The sequence below is a fragment of the Streptomyces omiyaensis genome (assembly GCF_014650895.1).
GTDB lineage: Bacteria > Actinomycetota > Actinomycetes > Streptomycetales > Streptomycetaceae > Streptomyces > Streptomyces omiyaensis.
Window position 1 is genome coordinate 67,739 of record NZ_BMVV01000014.1, and the last position, 20,817, is coordinate 88,555.

10 protein-coding genes are annotated in these 20,817 nt (G+C 72.6%); 4 read left to right on the top strand and 6 right to left on the bottom strand.

The genetic code is table 11. The annotated features are described in order from the left end of the window. Positions 1–36: 36 nt before the first annotated feature. Together IE287_RS22855 and IE287_RS22860 are read right to left on the bottom strand one after the other, a co-directional pair. Positions 37–1,656, bottom strand: a complete 1,620-nt coding sequence (locus IE287_RS22855; protein WP_189851019.1) for a flavin-containing monooxygenase — start codon at positions 1,654–1,656, stop codon at positions 37–39. Next, positions 1,653–3,215, bottom strand: coding sequence for a FadD3 family acyl-CoA ligase (locus IE287_RS22860; RefSeq protein ID WP_189851020.1), 1,563 nt, complete (start codon positions 3,213–3,215; stop codon positions 1,653–1,655). The genes IE287_RS22855 and IE287_RS22860 overlap by 4 nt, the downstream gene beginning before the upstream one ends. Before the next feature lie 500 nt (positions 3,216–3,715). Here IE287_RS22860 and IE287_RS22865 point away from each other — a divergent pair, with 500 nt between their 5' ends. From IE287_RS22865 to IE287_RS22875, 3 genes are all read left to right on the top strand, one after another. After that, positions 3,716–4,291 carry a YdeI/OmpD-associated family protein gene (locus IE287_RS22865; RefSeq protein ID WP_189851021.1) on the top strand — a complete coding sequence of 192 codons (576 nt, stop codon included), beginning with the start codon at positions 3,716–3,718 and terminating at the stop codon, positions 4,289–4,291. An 802-nt stretch (positions 4,292–5,093) separates the two neighbouring features. Beyond that, the gene (locus tag IE287_RS22870) at positions 5,094–11,231 is read left to right on the top strand and encodes an RHS repeat-associated core domain-containing protein (protein ID WP_189851022.1); all 6,138 of its coding nucleotides are present in this window, start codon (positions 5,094–5,096) and stop codon (positions 11,229–11,231) included. A gap of 125 nt (positions 11,232–11,356) precedes the next feature. Continuing rightward, positions 11,357–11,809, top strand: coding sequence for a hypothetical protein (locus IE287_RS22875; RefSeq protein ID WP_189851023.1), 453 nt, complete (start codon positions 11,357–11,359; stop codon positions 11,807–11,809). A gap of 86 nt (positions 11,810–11,895) precedes the next feature. Here IE287_RS22875 and argG read toward each other — a convergent pair whose 3' ends face one another. From argG to IE287_RS22895, 4 genes are all read right to left on the bottom strand, one after another. Further along, positions 11,896–13,344, bottom strand: a complete 1,449-nt coding sequence (gene argG, locus IE287_RS22880; protein WP_189851024.1) for an argininosuccinate synthase — start codon at positions 13,342–13,344, stop codon at positions 11,896–11,898. A gap of 108 nt (positions 13,345–13,452) precedes the next feature. Beyond that, the gene (locus IE287_RS22885; RefSeq protein ID WP_189851025.1) at positions 13,453–16,557 is read right to left on the bottom strand and encodes a glycoside hydrolase family 3 protein; all 3,105 of its coding nucleotides are present in this window, start codon (positions 16,555–16,557) and stop codon (positions 13,453–13,455) included. A 32-nt stretch (positions 16,558–16,589) separates the two neighbouring features. Then, complete coding sequence (locus tag IE287_RS22890; RefSeq protein WP_189851120.1) at positions 16,590–18,422, bottom strand: ricin-type beta-trefoil lectin domain protein; 1,833 nt, start codon at positions 18,420–18,422, stop codon at positions 16,590–16,592. Between the two features lie 386 nt (positions 18,423–18,808). Next, complete coding sequence (locus tag IE287_RS22895) at positions 18,809–19,687, bottom strand: LysR family transcriptional regulator (RefSeq protein WP_189851026.1); 879 nt, start codon at positions 19,685–19,687, stop codon at positions 18,809–18,811. A 137-nt stretch (positions 19,688–19,824) separates the two neighbouring features. On the opposite strand from IE287_RS22895, the gene IE287_RS22900 reads away from it, so the two are divergent. Continuing rightward, entirely contained in the window at positions 19,825–20,811 is a 987-nt protein-coding gene (locus IE287_RS22900) for an aldo/keto reductase (protein WP_229883657.1), read from the top strand. Positions 20,812–20,817: the final 6 nt, after the last annotated feature.

Below are 20,817 nucleotides of genomic sequence, written 5' to 3' on the forward strand. Positions count from 1 at the left end.
ACCGGCGGGGGCGAGGGGCGCGGTCCTGCCGTCGGGTCACGCCCCGATGAGGTCGAACCCCTCGTACCCCGACGCCGCCACCGCGGCGATGATCTCCCCGTACACCCCGAAGCCGCCGATGAACGGCATGAACACCCGCGGCTTGCCGGGGATGTTGGCGCCCTGGTACCAGGAGTCCGCCGCCGGGAAGAGGGTCGCCGCGGCCCGGTCGCGGCACTCCGCGACCCACCGCTCGACGGCCTCCGGACGGGCCTCGATCGCCCGGTGGCCGTGTGCGTCGAGGTGGCTCAGGCACTCCGCCAGCCAGTCGACGTGCTGCTCGGCGCAGAGCACCACGTTGGCCATGACGGACGGGCTGCCGGCCCCGGTCAGACTGAACAGGTTCGGGAAGCCGTCCACCCCCAGGCCCAGGTACGTCCGGGGGCCGGCGGCCCAGTCGTCCTTCAGCAGGCGTCCGCCGCGCCCCCGCACCTCGATCCGGTCCAGCGCGCCCGTCATCGCGTCGAAGCCGGTGGCGAAGACCAGGGCGTCCAGTTCCACCAGGGTCCCGTCGGCCAGCACGACCCCACGGGCCTCGATCCGCTCGATCGGGTTCCCGCGCAGGCCGACCAGGTCCACGTCGGGGCGGTTGAAGGTCGTGTAGTAGTCCGAGTCCGTGACGATCCGCTTGGTGCCGATCGGGTGGTCGACGGGGACGAGCAGGTCGGCGACGGCCGGGTCCTCGACGAGCCCCCGGACCTTCTCCTCCCAGAACGCCCGGGCCGCGTCGTTGGCCGCCCGGTCGGTGAGCTGGTCCGGGAAGGTCTTGGAGTAGAGCACCCCGCCGAGCCGCCAGCGCTCCTCGAACGCCTCCCGCCGCTCCTCCTCGGAGACCTCGAAGGTCCCCGACGCGTGGGTCCGGTGCGGCGAGCCGCCGCCGCTGAGCCGCGAGAGCCGGCGCCGCTCGGCGTAGCCCGCCTTCTGCCGGGTCCGGGTCTCCTCGTCCAGCGGGCGGTTGCCGGCCGGGACGCTGTAGTTGGCGCTGCGCTGGAAGACCGTCAGCCGCGCGGCCCGCTCGGCGATGAGCGGGACCGCCTGGATGCCGGACGAGCCGGTCCCGACGACGCCGACGCGCAGTCCCGTGAAGTCGACGCCCTCGTGCGGCCACGCCCCGGTGTGGTGGACGCTCCCGGCGAACTCGGCCGCGCCCGGGATGTCCGGCCGGTGCGCGGCGGAGAGGCAGCCGACGGCGAAGACGCAGAAGCGGGCCGACACCGTCTCGCCCCGGTCCGTGCGGACCGTCCAGGTCAGCGTGGTCTCGTCGAGCTCGGCCGAGACGACCGAGGTCGAGAAGGAGTAGCTGCGGCGCAGGTCGTGGCGGTCGGCGACGTGGTCGAGGTAGCGCAGGATCTCGGGCTGGGTGGCGTACCGCTCGCTCCAGTCCCACTCCTGCTGGAGCTCCTCGTCGAAGGAGTAGGAGTAGTCCACGGACTCGACGTCGCAGCGGGCGCCCGGGTAGCGGTTCCAGTACCAGACGCCGCCCACGCCGTCCCCGCGCTCGAAGCCCCGCACGCGGTGGCCGAGCCCGCGCAGCCGGTGCACCGCGTACAGGCCGGTGACACCCGCCCCGACGACGATCACATCGGTGTCGGTGGGTGCGGTGGTGCTGTCGTTCACGATCGTGCTCCTCGTCCGGTGGTGGTGTTTCCCGCCCGCCGCCGCAGCTCTCCCTTGTCGACCTTGCCCGCCGCGTTGTGGGGGAGGGCGGGGAGCGGGTGGAAGGCGCGCGGGGTCTTGAAGTTGGCCAGCCGCTCGCGGGTGTACGCGGTGAGCTCCGCGCCGTCGATCCGGGCGCCGGCCACGGGCACGCAGTAGGCGACGCCGACCTCGCCGAGCCGTCCGTCCGGCGCGCCGACGACCGCCGCGTCCAGGACGGCCGGATGGGTCCGCAGGACCTGCTCGACCTCGGCCGGGTAGACGTTGAACCCGCCGACCACGAACATGTCCTTCAGCCGGTCGGTGATCCGCAGGAACCCCCGGGCGTCGAGCACGCCGACGTCGCCGGTGCGCAGCCAGCCGTCCGCGTCGACCGCCTCGGCGGTGGCGCCGGGGTCGTCGAGGTAGCCGCGCATGACGTGGAAGCCGCGGGTCAGGATCTCCCCGGGCTCGCCGGGCGGCGCGTCGACCCGCAGTTCGGTGCCCTCCAGCGCGGTGCCGGAGGTGTGGGCGAGCGTCTCCGGCGACTCGTGCGGCGGGCAGATCGCGACCACCCCCGTCGACTCGGTGAGGCCGTAGGCGGTGGAGACGTTCCGGGCGCCGAGGCGGGTCCTGATCTGCTCGATGAGGGCGGTCGGGATGTTCGCCGCGCCGGTGACCGCCATGCGCATCGCGCTCAGGTCGTACGCGGCCCGGTCCGGGTGGTGGAGGAGCGAGGTGAAGACGGTGGGCGCCCCGGTGAGGACCGAGATCCGCTCGTCCCGCATCCGGCGCAGGACCGTCTCCGCGTCGAAGACCGGCTCGGGGACGATCGTCGCCCCGTGCATCAGGCAGGCGAGGACCCCCGCCTTGTAGCCGAAGGTGTGGAAGAACGGGTTGACCAGGAGGTGGCGGTCGCCGCGCCGCAGGGTGACCGTGCGGGCCCAGGCATCGTACACGCGCAGGTTCTGCCCGTGGGTGGCGGGGACGCCCTTGGGCCGGCCGGTGGTGCCGGAGGTGAAGAGGACGTCGGCGGGGTCGTCGGGGCGCACGGCCCGCGAGCGGGCGAGCCGCTCGCCGGGCGCCACCCGGTCCGCGCCGGCCAGGAAGTCCGGCCAGTCGCCGGAGTGCAGGGCCACCGTCCCGTCCAGGAGCGGGAGCTCCTCGCCGGACCCGGCCAGCAGCGCGCGGTAGTCCGTGCCCAGGAAGTCGTGCTCGGTGAAGAGCAGCCGGGTGCGGGAGCGGCGCAGGATGTCGGCCGTCTCGGCCGCCCGGTAGCGGGTGTTCACCGGGACGAGGACCGCCCCGGCGGCCACCGCGCCGAGCGCGGCCACCACCCACCGGGCGCTGTTCGGCGCCCACACGGCGACCGCGTCGCCGGGCCGCACCCCCCGCGCGATCACCGCCCGTGCCGCCTCGTCGACGCGGTCGCGCAGCTCCCGGAAGGTCCAGCGGTCCGCGCCGAAGACGAGGGCCTCCTCGCCGCCGTACGCCTCCGCGGCCCAGTCCGCGAGCCGGGCCAGAGTCCATGCGCCCCTCATGATCCGTCACGACCTCCTTGCGGGCCCGCCCCGTCCGGGTCGCGGGCGTGGAACCACGGCGGAGGGAGCCTCGCAGGGAGGGGCGGCCGGACGCAGGAGCGGTTTCCCGCTCACCGGGAAGGCGCCGCGCGGAGCGCGGGAACGACAGGGGAGGGGCGGTGTGTGCCGCCCCTCCCCGGGTCGTCCGAACCGCCGGCGCCCGGGGAGCGTCCTTCCGCTCATCGGATCGCCGGTCCGGTCGTGACCCGCAGCCCTCCCCGGCTCCACGCCCCGGACCCGGGAACGCCCCCTCGCCGCGGCCGTCATCCCCCGACGGCGACACGGCCGCGGGCCGAAGCAGGCCGGGACGGCGGCGCGGCTCGCAGGGAGGGTGGGGAAGCGTCCCGACCGCGAGCAACGCCGATCCCCCTTTGCGCCGGGGGGTCGAGCCCGGCTTCCGGACCGCACCGCCCCGGCCGGAATGTCCGGCGCCGCGGCGCCGACTGTGGTTCGCTGCCGGGATGACTCAGGACTTGGAGACCGTCACGTTCGCTTCGGCCGACGCGTTCGAGGAGTGGCTCGGGGAGCACCACGCCGACTCGGCCGGCATCTGGCTCAAGCTGCGGAAGAAGGGGCCGGGGGTCGTCGCGCTCGACTACGCCCAGGCGCTCGACGTGGCGCTCTGCTACGGCTGGATCGACGGACAGAAGGCGAAGTTCGACGACCTGTGGTGGCTTCAGCGGTTCACCCCGCGCAGGCGGAACAGCCGGTGGTCGAAGATCAACCGGGACAAGGCGGCCGCGCTGACCGCGCAGGGGCGGATGCGTCCGCCGGGACGGGCCGAGGTCGACCGGGCCAAGGCGGACGGCCGTTGGGAGGCGGCCTACGACAGCGCGCGGACGATCACCGTGCCGGACGACCTCGCCGCCGCCCTGGCCGCCGATCCGGCCGCGGCGTCCTCCTTCGAGACCCTCGACGGCGCGAACCGCTACGCGATCCTCTACCGCGTCCAGGACGCCAAGCGCCCCGAGACCCGCGCCCGTCGTATCGAGCAGTTCGTCGCGATGCTGGCGAAGGGCGAGAAGCCGCACCCGTGAGGGAGGGGGGGGCAGGAGGTCCGGGCGCCCGTCGCCGCCGGTGTCACCGGTGGCGATCAGCGGTGGAGTGCCCCCCTCGAAATTCCGGCACCCGGACGCTGGATGTTTCCCCGTCCAGGGAAAGTGATCCAAGGTGGCAAAGCGGAAGAACCGCCCCGAAGAGTTCCAGCGGGACGCGGTCGACCCCGTGCGCTCCTCGCCGGACCGTTCCCTCGCCGCCACCGTCCACGGCCTGGGCGTCCACCTGGAGACCCCGCGCACATGGGTCCGCGACGACCGGATCCGCCCCCGGACGGCGGACGGCGCGGCACCTCGCCGCAGTTCGAGCCTGTGCCGGAGGGAGTGCGCGTGCCCTGCCTCGGGCCGGACCGGCTTCGCGTCCGCCTCGAAACGAACCGGGCCGCGCCCACGGGACGCGACAAGCTCGCGGGGCGGGCGGCCCTCGCGGGCACTCCGTCCGCTTCGGACTGCGACGCACGGGAGTTCACCCGGCGTTCGTGCGGGTGAACGCGGTGCGTGGCCGGACGTTCTCGATGGCCGACCGGTTCTTCGTGATGGTGACGTGCATCACGTCCTGGTCCCTCGCGGCCTTGATCGTTTTGCCCTCCAACCGACCCATTGGCGATCTTGTGGGTCTCGCTAACGTCCTCGACGGTGCATCCGAACGGGTGTGCCATGGCATCGCTGTGAGGGGATGAGAGTGGGAAAGCCCACGTTCCGGCGTTTACCGGCCTGGCACCACAGAGGGATCGGGACGCGGCAGCCGGGTCTGCGCTCGATCGCGACCGGTCTCGCCGTCGTCATGTCGGTATCCGTCATGTTCGGGACGGAAGCCGCCGTCGCCGCGCCCTCGAACCCGGTGACGGACGACCGGCCACCGGTGGCCGGAGGGCCCGCGTCCGCCGCCGACATACCGTCGGCCCGGGTGGCCGCACGGCTGTACGGCAAGCGGGTCGAGGCGCTGTCGGAGCGCACCGAGACCTCGACGACCTGGGCCAACGAGGACGGCAGCCTCACCACCGAGATGGCCGCCGGACCCGTCCGCTTCCGCGACGAGACCACCGACGCCTGGCGTGACGTGGACATCGACCTGGTCCGGAACACGGACGGCAGCGTTCACTCCAAGGCCCACCCGACGGGCCTGGAACTCGGCGCACCGGGCGGCGAGAAGCTGACGGCCCTGGCGCAGAACGGCACCGCGCCCGCCCGTGACCTCGTCACCCTGGGCGAGGGCGCCGAGCAGATCACCCTTCAGTGGAAAGGCGGCCTGCCGGAGCCGAAGCTGGACGGCACCCGCGCCACGTACGAGAACGCCGTGCCCAACGGCGACGTCGTCGTGGAAGCGACCCGTACCGGCTTCGAGCAGTTCGTGGTCGTCAAGCAGAAGCCGGCGGGAGCGTACTCCTACACGCTTCCCCTGAAGGCCAAGGGCCTCAAGGCGGTGCAGCAGAAGGACGGCAGCCTTCTCTTCACCGACCGCGCCGACAAGAAGCGGGCGGTCATGCCCGCGCCCGTCATGTGGGACGCGACCGTCGACAAGCTCTCCGGGGAGCACACGCGCCGCGCGAAGGTCGACCTGAAGGTCGTCAACCGCAAGGACGGCATCGACCTGCTCGTCACCCCGGACGCGAAGTTCCTGGCGGACCCGCAGACGAAGTACCCGGTGACGGTGGACCCGTCCACGTCGTCGCTGTCGAGCGTCCTGGACACCTACGTCCAGAACGGCGAGACCGTCGACTGGTCCGCCGACACCGAGCTGGACCTGGGCAATCCCGGGACGAAGAACGCCGACGGCACCTTCCGCACGGCGCGTTCCTTCATCACCTGGAATTCCACCCCGCTCCAGGACGCCCTGATCCTCGACGCGAAACTGTCGCTGTACAACTTCCACTCGGGCAACGCCGACTGCACCGGCCAGTCGTGGGAGGTGTGGTCGACCGGCGCACCGTCCACGTCCTCACGCTGGACCGCGCAGCCGTCGTGGACCGCGAAGAAGGCCACGTCCACCGAGACCAAGGGCCGTGACGGCTGCGGCGGCGACGGCTGGATCAACGCCGACGTCGACACGCTGGTGCAGGAGTGGGCCTCGGCCAGGGCGACCCGCGGTCACATGGGCCTGCGGGCCACCACGGAGGCCACCACCCCCGGCTGGAAGCAGGTGCGTTCCGCCAACGCGGCGACCAACGTGCCCAAGCTGACCGTCACCTACAACTACCGGCCGCGCACCGGCACCAAACAGGAGGCGGGCCCGCCCTACTTCTCCTACGGCGGTGCCTACGTCGTCAACACGACCATGCCCACGCTGCGCGACACCTTCGTCGACTCCGACGGCGACAAGGTCAACGCCACCTTCGAGATCATCGACGCCGCCACCAACGCGCAGGTGGGCAGCTACCTGGTCTCCCCGTGGGCGGCCTCCGGACAGGCCGCCTCGGTGACCGTCCCGGCCGGAGTGCTGACGAACGGCAAGACGTACAGGTTCCGCACGTCGCCGTACGACGGCACGCACTACAACACCGCCTGGTCGGCCTACAAGACCTTCACGGTCGACACCGCCGCCCCCTCCGCGCCGACCTCCGTCACGTCCACCGACTACCCGTCCACCGCGTGGGTCAAGGGCGCGGGCCAGCCGGGCACGTTCACGGTCACTCCGAACGGCACCGACCACCATTGGCTGGAGTGGTCCCTCGACGGCGTGACCTGGACCAAGGTCGTCACCGCCGGCTCCACCGCCGTGAAGACGATCAGCGTCACCCCGCCGAAAAACGGCACCCACGCCCTCCAGGTGCGGCAGGCCGACAAGGCCGACAACAAGTCCGAGGCCGCGACCTACACCTTCCACGCCGGCCCGGGCGGCTTCCTCCAGCCCACCGAGGGCGAGCGCACCGCGCGCCGCCTGCCGCTGGCCGTCGAGGTCGACGGCGCCAAGTACGACAAGGCGTCGTTCTCGTGGCGCCGCTCCGCGGCCGACCCGTGGACCGCCATCCCCGCCGGTGACGTCACCTCCGGCGGCACCGCGCTGACCGCCTGGCCGGTCGCACTCGCCGGCGGCAAGAACAGCCCCCTGGTGTGGAACACCACCACCACGGTCGATCCGGACGGCACCGTCCAGATCAAGGCCGACTTCACCGGCCCCAACTCCGCCTCCGGCAGCACCGAGCCGCTGACCGTCGTGGTGGACCGCAACGCCTCCGGCGCGGCCTCCCAAGAGGTCGGCCCGGGCTCGCTGAACCTGCTCAACGGCGACTACACCCTGTCCGAGAAGGACGCCTCGTTCTTCGGCGTGGAGGTCAGCCGCACGGCGTCCTCCCGTCGCCCCGAAGCGGGCGCGAACCAGACCGGCCAGGCTGCGATCTTCGGAAAGGAATGGGTCGCCGGCACGTTCGCCGAGGAGAGCGATTCCGAGTACTCCTACCTGCGCCGGACCTCGGACACCGCGGTGGACGTGGTGACGGAGGGCGGCGAGGCACTGCACTTCACCGCCGACGCGGCGAAGACCGGCTGGGTCTCCGAGCCCGGCGCCGAGGACCTCACCCTCACCGGCAGCGTCACCGGCAGCTTCACGCTGTCCGACACCGACGGTTCCGTGACGACCTTCACCAAGCCGGACGCCGCCGCCACCACCTGGCAGGTGTCCAGCAGCCTGGTCGACGGCCTCAACAACTCCACCACGACCGTCGTCTCCGAGACCGTCACCGTCGGCACCCAGAAGTTCGCCCGGCCCAAGCGGATCATCGCGCCGACCTCCGCGGTCACCCCCGCCACGTGCACGGCCACGCCGTCCACCAAGGGCTGCCGCTCACTGGAGTTCGTCTACGCGACGACCACCACCGCCACCGGCACGTCCACCGACGCCGAGTTCGGTGACTTCACCGGCCAGGTCGGCGAGATCAGGCTGTGGGCCACCGCCCCCGGCGCGGCCTCGGCGACCGCCACTCCCGTGGCCAGGTACCGCTACGACAACACCGGCAAGCTGCGCCAGACCTGGGACCCCAGGCTCGGGCAGCAGACCGAGACCCAGTACGCCTACTTCGGCGGCCGGGTCGTGTGGATGGAACAGGCCGGACGCCTGCCGTACGACTTCACGTACGGCAACGCGGGCGGCTCCGCCGGCGGCGAGGGCATGCTGCTGAAGGTCGGCCGCTCCGGCCTCAAGCAGGGCACCGCCGACGTGGCCGAGGGCACCGCGACGACCTCGGTCGTCTACGACGTGCCGCTGACCGGCACCGCAGCCCCTTACGGGATGGGCGCCGCCCAGGTGATGACCTGGGGCCAGCAGGACGCGCCGACGGACGCCACGGCGGTCTTCCCCGCCGACTCCGTGCCCACCGCCCACACCGGCTCCTCGCTCACCGCGGCCGCCTACAAGCGCGCCACGGTGCACTACCTCGGGGCCTCCGGCCGCGAGGTCAACACCGCCACACCCGGCGGCCACCTCACCACCACCGAGCACGACCGGTTCGGCAACACCGTCCGCGAGCTGAGCGCAGCCAACCGCGCGCTCGCCCTCGACACCACCACCGCCGGCCGGCAGGCCCTGGCGGACCTGGGCATCGGCTCCCTCTCCTCCGCGGAGCGCGCCCACCTGCTGTCGACCACCTCCCTCTACGACGCCACCGGCGTGCGCAAGACGGAGGAGTTCGGCCCGATGCACCGCATCGACCTCACCCAGGACCTCAAGGACGGCACCACCGTCCTGGTGACCGCGGGCACCTCGGTGCCGGCCCGTTCCTGGACCGTCAACGAGTACGACGAGGGCCGCCCCACCGACGGCACCGCCAAGGTCAAGGACCAGGTGACCCTGACCGTCACCGGTGCCCGGGTCCGCGACTACTACTCGGTCATGGGCGAGAAGCGCGTCAACGAGACCCAGTACGACTGGGCGAAGGGCCTGCCCACCCTGACCATCCAGGACCCGGGCGGCATCGGCCTGGTCACCGGCATGGTCTACGACGCGCAGGGCCGCATGACGGACATCACCCAGCCCGGCGGCACCGGCTCCGACCCGGCCACCCGGGTCACCGCCTACTGGACCGCGACCGGCACCGGCTCCTGCGCCGGCCGCCCGGAGTGGGCCGACCTCGTCTGCTGGACCGGCCCCGGCGGCACCGCCACCGGAAGCACCCAGCCCGCCGAGATCTCCGACACCACCACCGAGTACGGCCTCTTCGGCCAGGTGACCAGGACCACGGACACCGCCAACGGCGCCACCCGCACCACGGTCACCGACCACGACGCCGCCGGCCGTCCGACCACGGTCACCCTCACCGGCAGTGGCCTCGGCACCGCCGTGCCGGCGGCCACCACCACGTACGACCCGGTCACCGGCCAGGAGACCAAGACCACCTCGGCCACCGGCGGGACGATCACCAAGGCCTACGACAAGCTCGGCCGCCTGATCTCGTACACCGACGCCGACGGCGGCACCACCCGGACCGAGTACGACCTGCTCGACCGTCCGCTGAAGGTCACCGACACCGCCCCCTCGACGGTCACCTACACCTACGACCACACCACCGAACCGCGCGGTCTGGCCACCTCGGTGACCGACTCGATCGCAGGTGCCTTCGGAGCCGTCTACGACGCCGACGGCTCCGTCACCAAGGAGACCCTGCCCGGCGGCTACACCGTCACCCAGACCGAGGACACCACCGGTGCCGCGGTCAACCGCACCTACACCCGCGACAGTGACGGCGCCGTGGTCTACAGCGACTCGGTCACCGAGAACGCGCACGGTCAGAACACCGCCCACACCGGCTGGTCGGACCAGAAGTTCGCCTACGACGCGGTGGGCCGGCTCACCTCGGTCCTCGACACCTCGGAGACCGTCTGCACCCGGCGCGCCTACACGTTCGACAAGCGCGCCAACCGCACCTCGCTGACCACCGCGACCGGCACGCCCGGCGCGGACTGCCCGACCACCGGAGGCACCACCACCACCCACACCTACGACACCGCCGACCGCCTCGTCGACGCCGGCTACACCCACGACGCGTTCGGCCGCACCACGGCGCTGCCCGGCAGCACCGTCGCGTACCACGTCAACGACCTCGTCCAGCAGATCACCGCGGGCACGGAGCGCCAGACCTGGACCCTCGACTCCGAACAGCGATTCCGCTCCTGGAAGGTCGAGACCGGCAGCGGCACCACCTGGACGCAGACCGAGTCCAAGCTGAACCACTACGACGGGGAGGGGGACAACCCTCGCTGGATCGTCGAGGACACCACCACCGGGGCGATCAGCCGCAACGTCGAATCCGCCTCCGGTGACCTCGCCGCGACCACCGCGGCCACCGGCGACGTCGTCCTCCAGATCGGCACGCTCCACGGCGACGTCGCCCTGCAGCTGCCCCTGGACACCAGCCGGGCCCCCGTCGTGCTCGACACCGACGAATACGGAAACCCGCGCCAGGGCCGGGCGAGTGCCCGCTACGACTGGCTCGGTGCCAAGCAGCGCTCCACCGAGACGGTGTCCGGCGTCACCCTCATGGGTGTGCGCCTCTACCACCCCGCCACCGGACGGTTCCTCTCCATGGACCCGGTCTACGGGGGGAGCGCCAACGCGTACGAGTACGCCTACGCGGACCCGAGGAACAAGTTCGACCTCGACGGACGCTGGGTGTGGGTCGTCGCCCGGGGCGCCGTCGCCTGCTGGAAGCACTGCAAGAAGGTCTGGCGCGGCGGCAAGAAGCTGTGGCGCGGGGCGAAGAGCGTCTGGCGCAACAGCAAGGTCCGCTGCAGCCGCTTCCCCAACACGGGCGGTGGCGGATGCGACTTCAGCTGGAAGGGCCAGCGAAAGTTCGGCATCCACCACCACCGACACAACTGGTCCGGCAACAGCTGGTGGAAGAAGTGGCACTACCACCGGCGTCCCGGCATCGGCCGGCACCGGCCGTGGCAGCCGTACAACGACGGCCGGCCCTGGTGGAGGCGTTTCTGACCACCGAGGTCCGATCCCCGTCGCATGAGTCCGGATGAGTCCGGACGAACCGTAGGGCGGCCGGCCGGAACCCTTCCGGCCGGCCGCCCGTTTCTCTTCACACACGCATGAAGGAACCGAGGCCCATGCCCCACGTCCCCTCCTTCCCCCTCCTCTTCACGGACGACGAGGGAGAGATCCAGAGCCTGTCCGACCCCGCCGAGCTCGACACGACACTCGAGTTCGTCGACGACTTCGACCCCGCATACCGTTGCGTCGACGCCGACGGGCAGCGGGTGCGCGTGCTGGTGTGGAACCTGGAGCTGCTCGCCCTCCGGATCGTCCCGGACGACTTCGACGTCACCGAGACGACGATCAGTGAGACGCGCCGCCCCGGCGGCACCACGGAGTACACCGAGAGTTTCCGCGGCGAGCCACTGCGCGCGGTGCGCCGGGACGCCTCCGGCGCGCTCACGGCCGTTCCGTCCGACTGGCGCGACGGGACGCCGCCGGACGCCGCCCCCGAGGGCCGGCCGGCCCGCCTCACGCCCGAGGAGTTCAACGTCCTGTGGATGAAGGCGCGCGGCGTCGAGCGCTGACCGCCGGCCCTCTCCCGAAACGACCCGCCCCGTGCCCGGGGGAACGACTCGGGCACGGGGCGGTCACATGATCGGCCGGACAGGTCCTAGTCGGTGCCGGTCTCCATGGCGGCGCGGTCCAGCGCCGTCTCCTCGCTGTCGGGGGTCTCGCCGCGCGAGGCGATGACCTCGGCGCCGCCCTCGGTGAGCGAGCCGATGAGGCCGGTGGCGGCCGCCTGCGCGGCGCCGATGGCGGGGCTGCCGGTGCCGATGAGGCCGATGCCGGCGTACTGCTCCAGCTTGGCGCGGGAGTCGGCGATGTCCAGGTTCCGCATGGTCAGCTGGCCGATCCGGTCCAGCGGGCCGAAGGCGGAGTCCTCGGTGCGCTCCATGGACAGCTTGTCCGGGTGGTAGCTGAAGGCCGGGCCGGTGGTGTCGAGGATCGAGTAGTCCTCGCCGCGCCGCAGCCGCAGGGTGACCTCGCCGGTGACGGCGGCGCCGACCCAGCGCTGGAGCGACTCGCGGATCATCAGCGCCTGCGGGTCCAGCCAGCGGCCCTCGTACATGAGGCGGCCGAGCCGGCGGCCCTCGTTGTGGTACTGGGCGAGGGTGTCCTCGTTGTGGATCGCGTTGACGAGGCGCTCGTAGGCGGCGTGCAGCAGCGCCATGCCGGGGGCCTCGTAGATGCCGCGGCTCTTGGCCTCGATGATCCGGTTCTCGATCTGGTCGGACATGCCCAGGCCGTGCCGGCCGCCGATGGCGTTGGCCTCCATGACCAGGTCGACGGCGGAGGCGAACTCCTTGCCGTTGACGGTGACGGGGCGGCCCTGCTCGAAGCCGATCGTCACGTCCTCGGCGGCGATCTCGACCGACGGGTCCCAGAACCGGACGCCCATGATGGGGTCGACGGTCTCGACGCCGGTGTCGAGGTGCTCCAGGGTCTTCGCCTCGTGCGTGGCGCCCCAGATGTTGGCGTCGGTGGAGTACGCCTTCTCGGTGGAGTCCCGGTAGGGGAGGTCGTGGGCGACGAGCCACTCCGACATCTCCTTGCGGCCGCCGAGCTCGGTGACGAAGTCGGCGTCCAGCCACGGCTTGTAGATCCGCAGGTGCGGGTTGGCCAGCAGGCCGTAGCGGTAGAACCGCTCGATGTCGTTGCCCTTGAAGGTCGACCCGTCGCCCCAGATCTGGACGTCGTCCTCCAGCATCGCCCGCACCAGGAGGGTGCCGGTGACGGCGCGGCCCAGCGGGGTGGTGTTGAAGTAGGCCCGGCCGCCCGAGCGGATGTGGAAGGCGCCGCAGGTGAGCGCGGCCAGCCCCTCCTCGACCAGCGCGGCGCGGCAGTCGACCAGGCGGGCCACCTCGGCGCCGTAGGTCCGGGCGCGCCCGGGCACCGAGGCGATGTCGGGCTCGTCGTACTGGCCGATGTCGGCGGTGTACGTGCAGGGGACGGCGCCCTTGTCACGCATCCACGCGACCGCGACGGAGGTGTCGAGACCACCGGAGAAGGCGATGCCGACGCGCTCGCCGACGGGGAGGGAGGTGAGAACCTTGGACATGGCAATAGTATGCATCAATCCGCATGGCTATGCAACGCGCTGGTTCGGGCGCCGGACGGACCCGGTGGACCGGCCTCCCGCGGGGCGCCGGTCCACCGGGTCCCGCACTCAGCCGGCCGCGCGGTAGGCCGCGGTCAGCCTCGCCACCGCGCCCGCCGGATCACCGGAGAGCAGCCGGTGGTCGGCCTCGGCGAAGGGCTTCGCCGCCGCCTCCGTGACCCGCTGCCCGATGCGATCCTGCACCAGCAGCCGGGCCCGGGCCACCAGACGCCGCGCCTCGGGTGAATCGCCCCGGCCGGCCGCCTGCAGCACCCGCGCCGCGAGCCCGATCGCCTTCAGGGTGGTCTCCCCGCCCTTCGGCACCGCCGTCAGGGTGGTGAGCCCCCAGCCGTACGGGTACTGCGGGGCGTACGAGGAGTCGCCCACGTTGATCGGCAGCTGCGCCTCCGACCGGGGCCAGGTCACCGGCAGCTGACCGGTGAAGGGCCTCCGCCCGTAGAGCACGTCGGCGACGCCGTCGCCCTCCGTGCCCGGCAGCCAGGACGCCACCAGGGCGTCGATCTCCGGCAGCCGGTCGCCGATCAGCTGGGGCCGGCCCGAGACGACCAGGACCGCGCACGGCATCGCCGCGCACACCCGGTCCACCGCCGCCCGGTCGGCGGCGCTCAGCTCCAGGTCGTGCCCGTTGCCGACGTCCCCGACCCCCTCGGCGTACGGCGTCTCGCCGACCACCACGACCCCGGCGTCGTACCCCTCCAGCGGCGCGGAGGCGTCCTTCGACCAGGTCAGCCCCGGGGTGGCCTTCCGCATCCCCTCCAGGATCGTGGTGCCGGTGGTCCGCTTCCCGGACGCGCCCTGCCAGCTGATCGTCCAGCCGCCGGTCTGGTTGCCCAGGTCGTCGGCGTTGGAGCCCGCCACGTACACCTTCTGCGTGGGCTTCAGCGGCAGCACCCCGCCGTCGTTCTTGAGCAGCACCTGCGAGGCGGCCGCCGCCTCGCGGGCCACCGCCCGGTGCTCGGCCGAGCCGACCGAGGGGAGGTGGGTGGTGTCCGCGTAGGGCTTCTCGAACAGCCCGAGCCGGAACTTCTGCGTCAGGATCCGGGACACGGCGTCGTCGATCCGGGAGACCGGGATCCGGCCCGCCTCGACCTCGGCCACCAGGGTCCGGGCGAACTCCTGGTAGTTCGTCGGCACCATGATCATGTCCAGGCCGGCGTTGACCGAGGTCCGCACGTCGCTGGGGTAGTCGCCGGGAATCTGGTCGATGGCCTGCCAGTCGCTGATGACGAAGCCCTCGAAGCCCATCCGGTCCTTCAGCACCCCGTTGATCAGCTCGGCGTTGGCGTGCATCTTCACCGGACCGAGGTCGTCCCCGATGACGTCGACCGAGGAGTACGAGGGCATGACCGTGCCCGCGCCGCGCTTCACCGCCTCCGCGAACGGCGCCAGGTGCACCGCCTCCAGCTCCTCGCGGGTGACCCGGGTGACGCCCTGGTCGATCGTGTACGAACCGGTCGTCGACGAGCCGAAGCCGGTGCCGCCGTCGCCCACGAAGTGCTTGGCGCTGGTCAGCACCTTGTCGTTGCGGTCCAGGTCGCGCCCGTCGGCCGCGCCCTGCATCCCCTGGATGACCGTCTCCATCGCGGTCACCAGGGCGGGGTCCTCACCGAAGGCCTCGTACGACCGGCCCCAGCGCTCGTCCCGCGTCACGCACAGGCACGGGGCGAAGTCCCACGGCACCCCGGTCGCCCGCACCTCCTTCGCCGTGACGGCGCCGGTCCGGGCGGCGAGGGCCGGGTCGCGGGAGGCGCCGAGGCCGATGTTGTGCGGCATGATCGTCGCCCCGGCCACGTTGTTGTGGCCGTGCACCGCGTCCACGCCGTAGATCAGCGGGATCTGGAGCCGGGTCGCCCGGGAGCGCAGCTGGTAGCCGTCGATCATCCGCGCCCACGCCTCCGGCGTGTTGGGGCTCGGCACGGAGCCGCCGCCGGAGAGCAGCGAGCCGAGCGCGTACCCGGCGATGTCGCCGGGCGCCCGCAGCGCGTTCCGCTCGGCCTGGGTCATCTGCCCGGCCTTCTCCGCCAGGGTCATCCGGGACAGCAGGTCGGCGACCCGCCGCTGCACCGGAAGCCGCTGGTCGAGGTAGGGCAGCCCGTGGGCGTCCACCACCACGACCGGGTCCTCGGCCGGCGGCTTGGCGCCCTCGACGGAGAACTCCACCGGGATCGTCTCGGCGGCCTCGCCGGAACGGTCCTTCAGCGTCTCGACGGTGATCGAGCGGGTCGTGCCGGAGGGCGTCCCGGCGGGGAAGACGAGGCTGCCCGCGACCGGGCGGTAGTCCTGGCCGGGGCGGGCGGGGCCGTCGTCGTCCGTCGCGTAGGCGACGGTGACCGGCTGGTCCGTCGGGACCGCGCCCGTGGTGTTCACCGTGACGTCGATCCGGGCGCTGCCGCCCTCCGCCACCGGGAGCACCGAGGCCCCGGTGACGACCTGCGTGGTCAGCGCCGGATCGGCCTTCCCGTACACCTCGACCCCGTCGAGGGCGAAGGAGCCCGGCGCGCCCGTCGGCAGCGTCAGCGCGTACCCCCACATCCGGTCGAGGCCGAGGATCTGGTCGATGCCGCCGACCGGCTGGTAGTCGGCGCGGTACTGGAAGGAGGAGAAGGGCAGTTCGACGAGGTGCCAGCCCTCCCAGTCGTCGGTGAAGGAGGTCGTCCACAGCTCGGACGCCTCGCCGTTCGCACCGCCGTCCTTCAGCTCGAAGTTGATCCGCTTGCCCGAACCGGGCGGCAGCGGGGCGGTGTTCTGGCCGTACCACCAGAAGCGGATGCCCCGGTGGGCGGTCCAGTCCTGGGCGGGCAGGTCGAAGGCGAAGTCGTGGGTGAAGCCGCCCCAGCCGCTGATGTCGTAGCGGCCTTCGAGGACCTTGGCGCCCTCGGGGGCGTCGGCCCGCTCGGCGAGGGAGAGCGACGGGTGGTCGTCGGCGTCGCTGCCCCAGGTGAAGATCCCCTCGGCGGGCGGGGACGCGAAGGGCACCTCGCCCTCGAAGCGGTCGACGGCCCGCGGCGGCGGGTCGCCGTCGGCACCGGGCGCGGCGGCGCTCGGGGCGGCCCCGGCGAGCAGGGTGGTCAGCACCGCCGAGACGGCGGTGGCGGCGGTGGCGGCGAGGGCACGGCTGCGCGCCCGGCGCCGGTGGTGCGGATGGTGCGGCATGCGGTCTCCTGGAGACGGGGGAGGGGCGGCGGTCAGGAGGGCTGGTGGGTCCACTTCTGGTTGGCGGCGCCGGTGCAGGACCAGATCTGGGCGCGGGTGCCGTCGGCCGAGGTGTTGCCCGTGACGTCCAGGCACTTGCCGGCGGCCGTGTTGACCACGTCGTGGGTGGCCGCGTCGTAGGTCCACCGCTGGGCCCCGGTCCCGTTGCAGGTGTACAGCTGCACCTTGGTTCCGTCGGCGACCGCGCCGCCGGTGACGTCGAGGCACTTGCCGAGGGCCCGGACGGTCCCGTCGGCGGCGAGCGTCCACCGCTGGGCGGCCGTGCCGTTGCAGGTGTGGAGCTGGACGGCGGTGCCGTCGGCGCTCGACGCGCCGGCCACGTCGAGGCACTTGCCGGCGAGTCCGGTCAGCGCGCCCGCCGGCGCCCCCGGGCCGGGGGCGCCGCCCCAGGTGAAGGTGGCGGTGGTGCGCGCCGGGAGGGTGTACGTGAAGGACTGGCCGCCCCAGTCGACGCGGAGGGACTGCGCGGAGCCGCCGCCGTTGTGCGCGATCAGCGCCTTGGAGCCGTCCGGGTTGCGCCAGGCCACGTTCTGCACGGTCGCGTTGTCGGTGGAGGCGATCCGGTACGCGCCCGGCTTCACGAACTTGGTGAGGTGGCCGGTCGTGTAGTACTCGACCGTGTAGTCGACCTGCCCGGCCCGCGGGCCGCCCTCCTGCACGGTGATCAGGCCCGTGCAGGTGCCGCAGCCGCCGTTGTGCGGGCCCATGTCCTGGTTGAGCGCGAGGCTCCACTTCACCAGGCTGCTGCTCCAGTTGCGGGCGTAGGACACGATGTCCCGGAGGTCCTCGTTGTGCTGGTTGCCGATCCAGGTGCCGCCGGAGTGCTCGGTGCTGAACTGCGGCACCGACGGGTACTGGGCGTGGACCTGGCTGCCCACGGCCGGGTCGCCGAAGTAGCCGTGCCAGGCGATGCCGCCGAAGAGCGGGTCGTTGCGGACGCCCGCGTCACCGAGGATCGCGGCGCCGAAGTTCGCGTAGTCGCCGTAGTTCCAGTCGTGCACCAGGACCTTGGTGGTGAGGCCGGCGGCGCGGAGGGCCGGGTAGAGGTGGTTCTTGGTGAACTCGACCAGGCCGGACGGGTTCCAGCTCATGCCGGGGTAGTTCATCGCCGTGGGGTTGCCGGCCTGGCAGCAGTTAGGCTCGTTCTGCACCGAGAGGTAGTCGACCTTGATCCCCGCCGCCTGGTAGCTCTGGACGTACTTGACCAGATACTGGGCGTAGGTGGGGTAGTGCTCCCACTTCAGCCAGCCCATCTGGTCCATCCGGCCGTTGTCCTTCATCCAGCCGGGTGCGCTCCACGGCACGCCCTTGACCCGCAGGGCCGGGTTGAGCTGCTTGGCCTGCGAGGTCAGCAGCCGCACGCCGGTGTCGTAGCCGTTGGCGCCGAAGTCGTTCAGGTCGCAGCAGGTGTCGTCGAGGGAGACGTTCCCCGGGCGGGAGAGGTCGGAGGCGCCGATGGGGTTGCGGACGAAGGAGAGCCCGATGCCGTCGGTCGGCGAGAAGAGCCTGCGCATCACCTCGTCGCGGGTGGCGGCGCTGATCGCCCCGCCGCGCAGGAGGTGGGCGGTGGTGTCGGTGATCGAGGCGCCGCCGCCCTCGAAGCGCTGGTGGGTGGTGGACTCGTCGACGGCGATGGTGTGGCTCGCGCCGCCGCCGGCGGGGCCGAAGGCGAGCGGGGCCTGCGGGGCGAGTCCCCGGGTGACGGTACGGCCTCCGGCGTCGGAGGTGGTGGTCAGCCAGACGTCCACCCGCTCGCCGGCCGCCTGCGCGGAGCCGGGCGCGGTGAGGACCAGGCCGGTCGCCATCAGCGCGCCCGTGAGGAGGGCGGCGAGGGTACGGGGGCGCGAGCGCGTGCCGCGCCGCCCGCCCCGTAGAAGATTGAGCTGCACCTGACAACCCTTTCGTCGAGGGCGTGCCGCACTGCCGTCCGGTCCCGGCCCGCCCGGTCCCGTCCGTGTCCCACAAGGCGGCAAGCCTTTTATCAAGCTGTGAACTTATGGAGGCGCAGAGCGCCCGTCAACCCCTCCCGTCTCCAACTCCCGAAGCGGCCGACCACTTCTGTCGCTCCGTCAGCACATGCGGGGCCGCGGTGCGTTCGGGAGATGACGGTGGCCGGCGAGCCGATCCGCGGCTGCCGGCCCGGCCGGCACGCCCGCGGACGGCGCTCCCCTCCGCCGGAGGGGAGCGGGCCTCAGGCCCGCTCCAGCAACGTCATCAGGGCGCGGGCCGCCGGACTGGTGGCCTCGGGCGGGGGGAGCAGCGCCACCGTCTCGTAGACGTCCCCGCCGGCGTCCCCGAGGGGGACGGCGTGCAGGGAGTTCCGCTTGTGCCGGAAGTGCCGGGGCACGGCGGCGACGCCGAGGTCCTCCTCCACCAGGTCCAGAAGGCTGTGGACGTCGTTCACCTCCAGGCTCACGGCGCGCGGGACGCCCGCGGAGGCGAAGGCCGCGTCCGTGGCGCGGCGCGGCCCCCAGCCGGGGTGGAAGTCGACGAAGACCTCGCCGGCGAGGTCCGCGAGGAGGAGGTCCCGACCGGCCGCGGCGAGCGGGTGCCCGGGGTGGCACAGCAGCGTCATCGGCTCGGTCGCCAGCGGGGTCGAGCGCAGGTGGTCGGTGTCCGGCCGGGTGCGGTAGGCGAAGGCCAGGTCGAGGCGGCCGGCGGCGACGTCCTCGGCCAGCGCGAGCCCGCCCTCCTGCCGGAGCCGTACCTCGACGTCCGGGTGCCGGCGCCTGAAGGCGGCCAGCAGCCCCGCCACGTGCACCCCGGCGACGCACTGCTCGGTGCCGAGGGACAGCGTGCCGCGCAGCACGCCCTGCACGGCCGCCACCGCCTCGTGCGCGGCCCGCACCTGCGCCAGGACGCGCTCCGCCTCGACCAGCAGCGCCCGCCCCGCCTCCGTCAGCGTCACCCGGCGGGTGCTCCGCACGAACAGCGGGGCCCTCAGCTCCCGCTCCAGGGCCCGGATCGACGCCGACAGGCCGGACTGGGAGACGAGGAGCCGCTCCGCCGCGCGCGTGAAGTGCCGGTCCTCGGCGACGGCGACGAAGTGCTGGAGATGCCGCAGTTCCATGATTCAGAAGCCTAAGCGCTGAATCCCATCGGATTCTCCTGTTGGATCCCCGCACCGGGCCCGGGGGAGAGTGGCTCCGGCACGAGAAACCCCGGCACCCGCCGGCCACCGGACGCCGCCCCACCCCTGGAGCCGCCTTGTACACCGCAGATCCCGCCCGATACGACGCCATGCCCTACCGGCGCACCGGACGGAGCGGCCTGAAGCTTCCCGCCCTCTCCCTGGGGCTGTGGCACAACTTCGGCCCGGACCGCCCGGCCCGGACCCGGCGCGCCATCCTGCACCGCGCCTTCGACCTCGGGATCACCCACTTCGACCTGGCGAACAACTACGGCCCCCCGCCCGGCGCGGCGGAGTCCGCCCTCGGCGAGCTCCTGAAGACCGACTTCGCGCCCCACCGCGACGAACTGGTCGTCTCCACCAAGGCCGGATACCTGATGTGGCCCGGTCCGTACGGCGAGTGGGGGTCCCGCAAGTACCTGCTGTCCTCGCTGGACCAGAGCCTGCGCCGGCTCGGCCTCGACCACGTCGACGTCTTCTACTCCCACCGCTTCGACCCGGAGACGCCCCTGGAGGAGACCATGGGCGCCCTGCACTCCGCGGTCCAGCAGGGCAAGGCGCTGTACGTCGGCGTCTCGAACTACTCGGCCGAACAGACCCGCGAGGCCGCCCGCATCCTCGGCGGGCTCGGCACACCGCTCACCCTCCACCAGCCGCGCTACTCGATGCTCGACCGGCGCCCGGAGAGCGAGGGACTGCTCGACGCCCTCGACGACCTGCGGATCGGCTCCATCGCCTACTCCCCGCTGGAACAGGGCCTGCTCACCGGACGCTACCTGGACGGCATCCCCGAGGACTCGCGCGCCGCGGGCGACAGCCCCTTCCTGAGCCGGGAGGCCGTCACCGAGGACCTGGTCACGCGCCTGCGCGCCCTGAACGACGTCGCGGCGTCCCGCGGCCAGACCCTGGCCCAGCTCGCGCTCGCCTGGGTGCTGCGCGGCGGCCGCGTCACGTCCGCCCTGGTGGGAGCGAGCAGCGCACGGCAGCTGGAGGACAGCGTGGCCGCCCTGGACAACCTCGACTTCGACAGCGGGGAGCTGGCCCTCCTCGACAAGCTGATCTGACCCGGC

Excerpts from the sequence above, each read along its gene's own strand:
- IE287_RS22885 (WP_189851025.1), bottom strand. The coding sequence starts at position 16,557 with ATGCCGCACCATCCGCACCACCGGCGCCGGGCGCGCAGCCGTGCCCTC.
- IE287_RS22895 (WP_189851026.1), bottom strand. The coding sequence starts at position 19,687 with ATGGAACTGCGGCATCTCCAGCACTTCGTCGCCGTCGCCGAGGACCGG.
- IE287_RS22860 (WP_189851020.1), bottom strand. The coding sequence starts at position 3,215 with ATGAGGGGCGCATGGACTCTGGCCCGGCTCGCGGACTGGGCCGCGGAG.
- IE287_RS22870 (WP_189851022.1), top strand. The coding sequence starts at position 5,094 with ATGTCGGTATCCGTCATGTTCGGGACGGAAGCCGCCGTCGCCGCGCCC.
- IE287_RS22890 (WP_189851120.1), bottom strand. The coding sequence starts at position 18,422 with ATGGCGACCGGCCTGGTCCTCACCGCGCCCGGCTCCGCGCAGGCGGCC.
- IE287_RS22875 (WP_189851023.1), top strand. The coding sequence starts at position 11,357 with ATGCCCCACGTCCCCTCCTTCCCCCTCCTCTTCACGGACGACGAGGGA.
- argG (WP_189851024.1), bottom strand. The coding sequence starts at position 13,344 with ATGTCCAAGGTTCTCACCTCCCTCCCCGTCGGCGAGCGCGTCGGCATC.
- IE287_RS22865 (WP_189851021.1), top strand. The coding sequence starts at position 3,716 with ATGACTCAGGACTTGGAGACCGTCACGTTCGCTTCGGCCGACGCGTTC.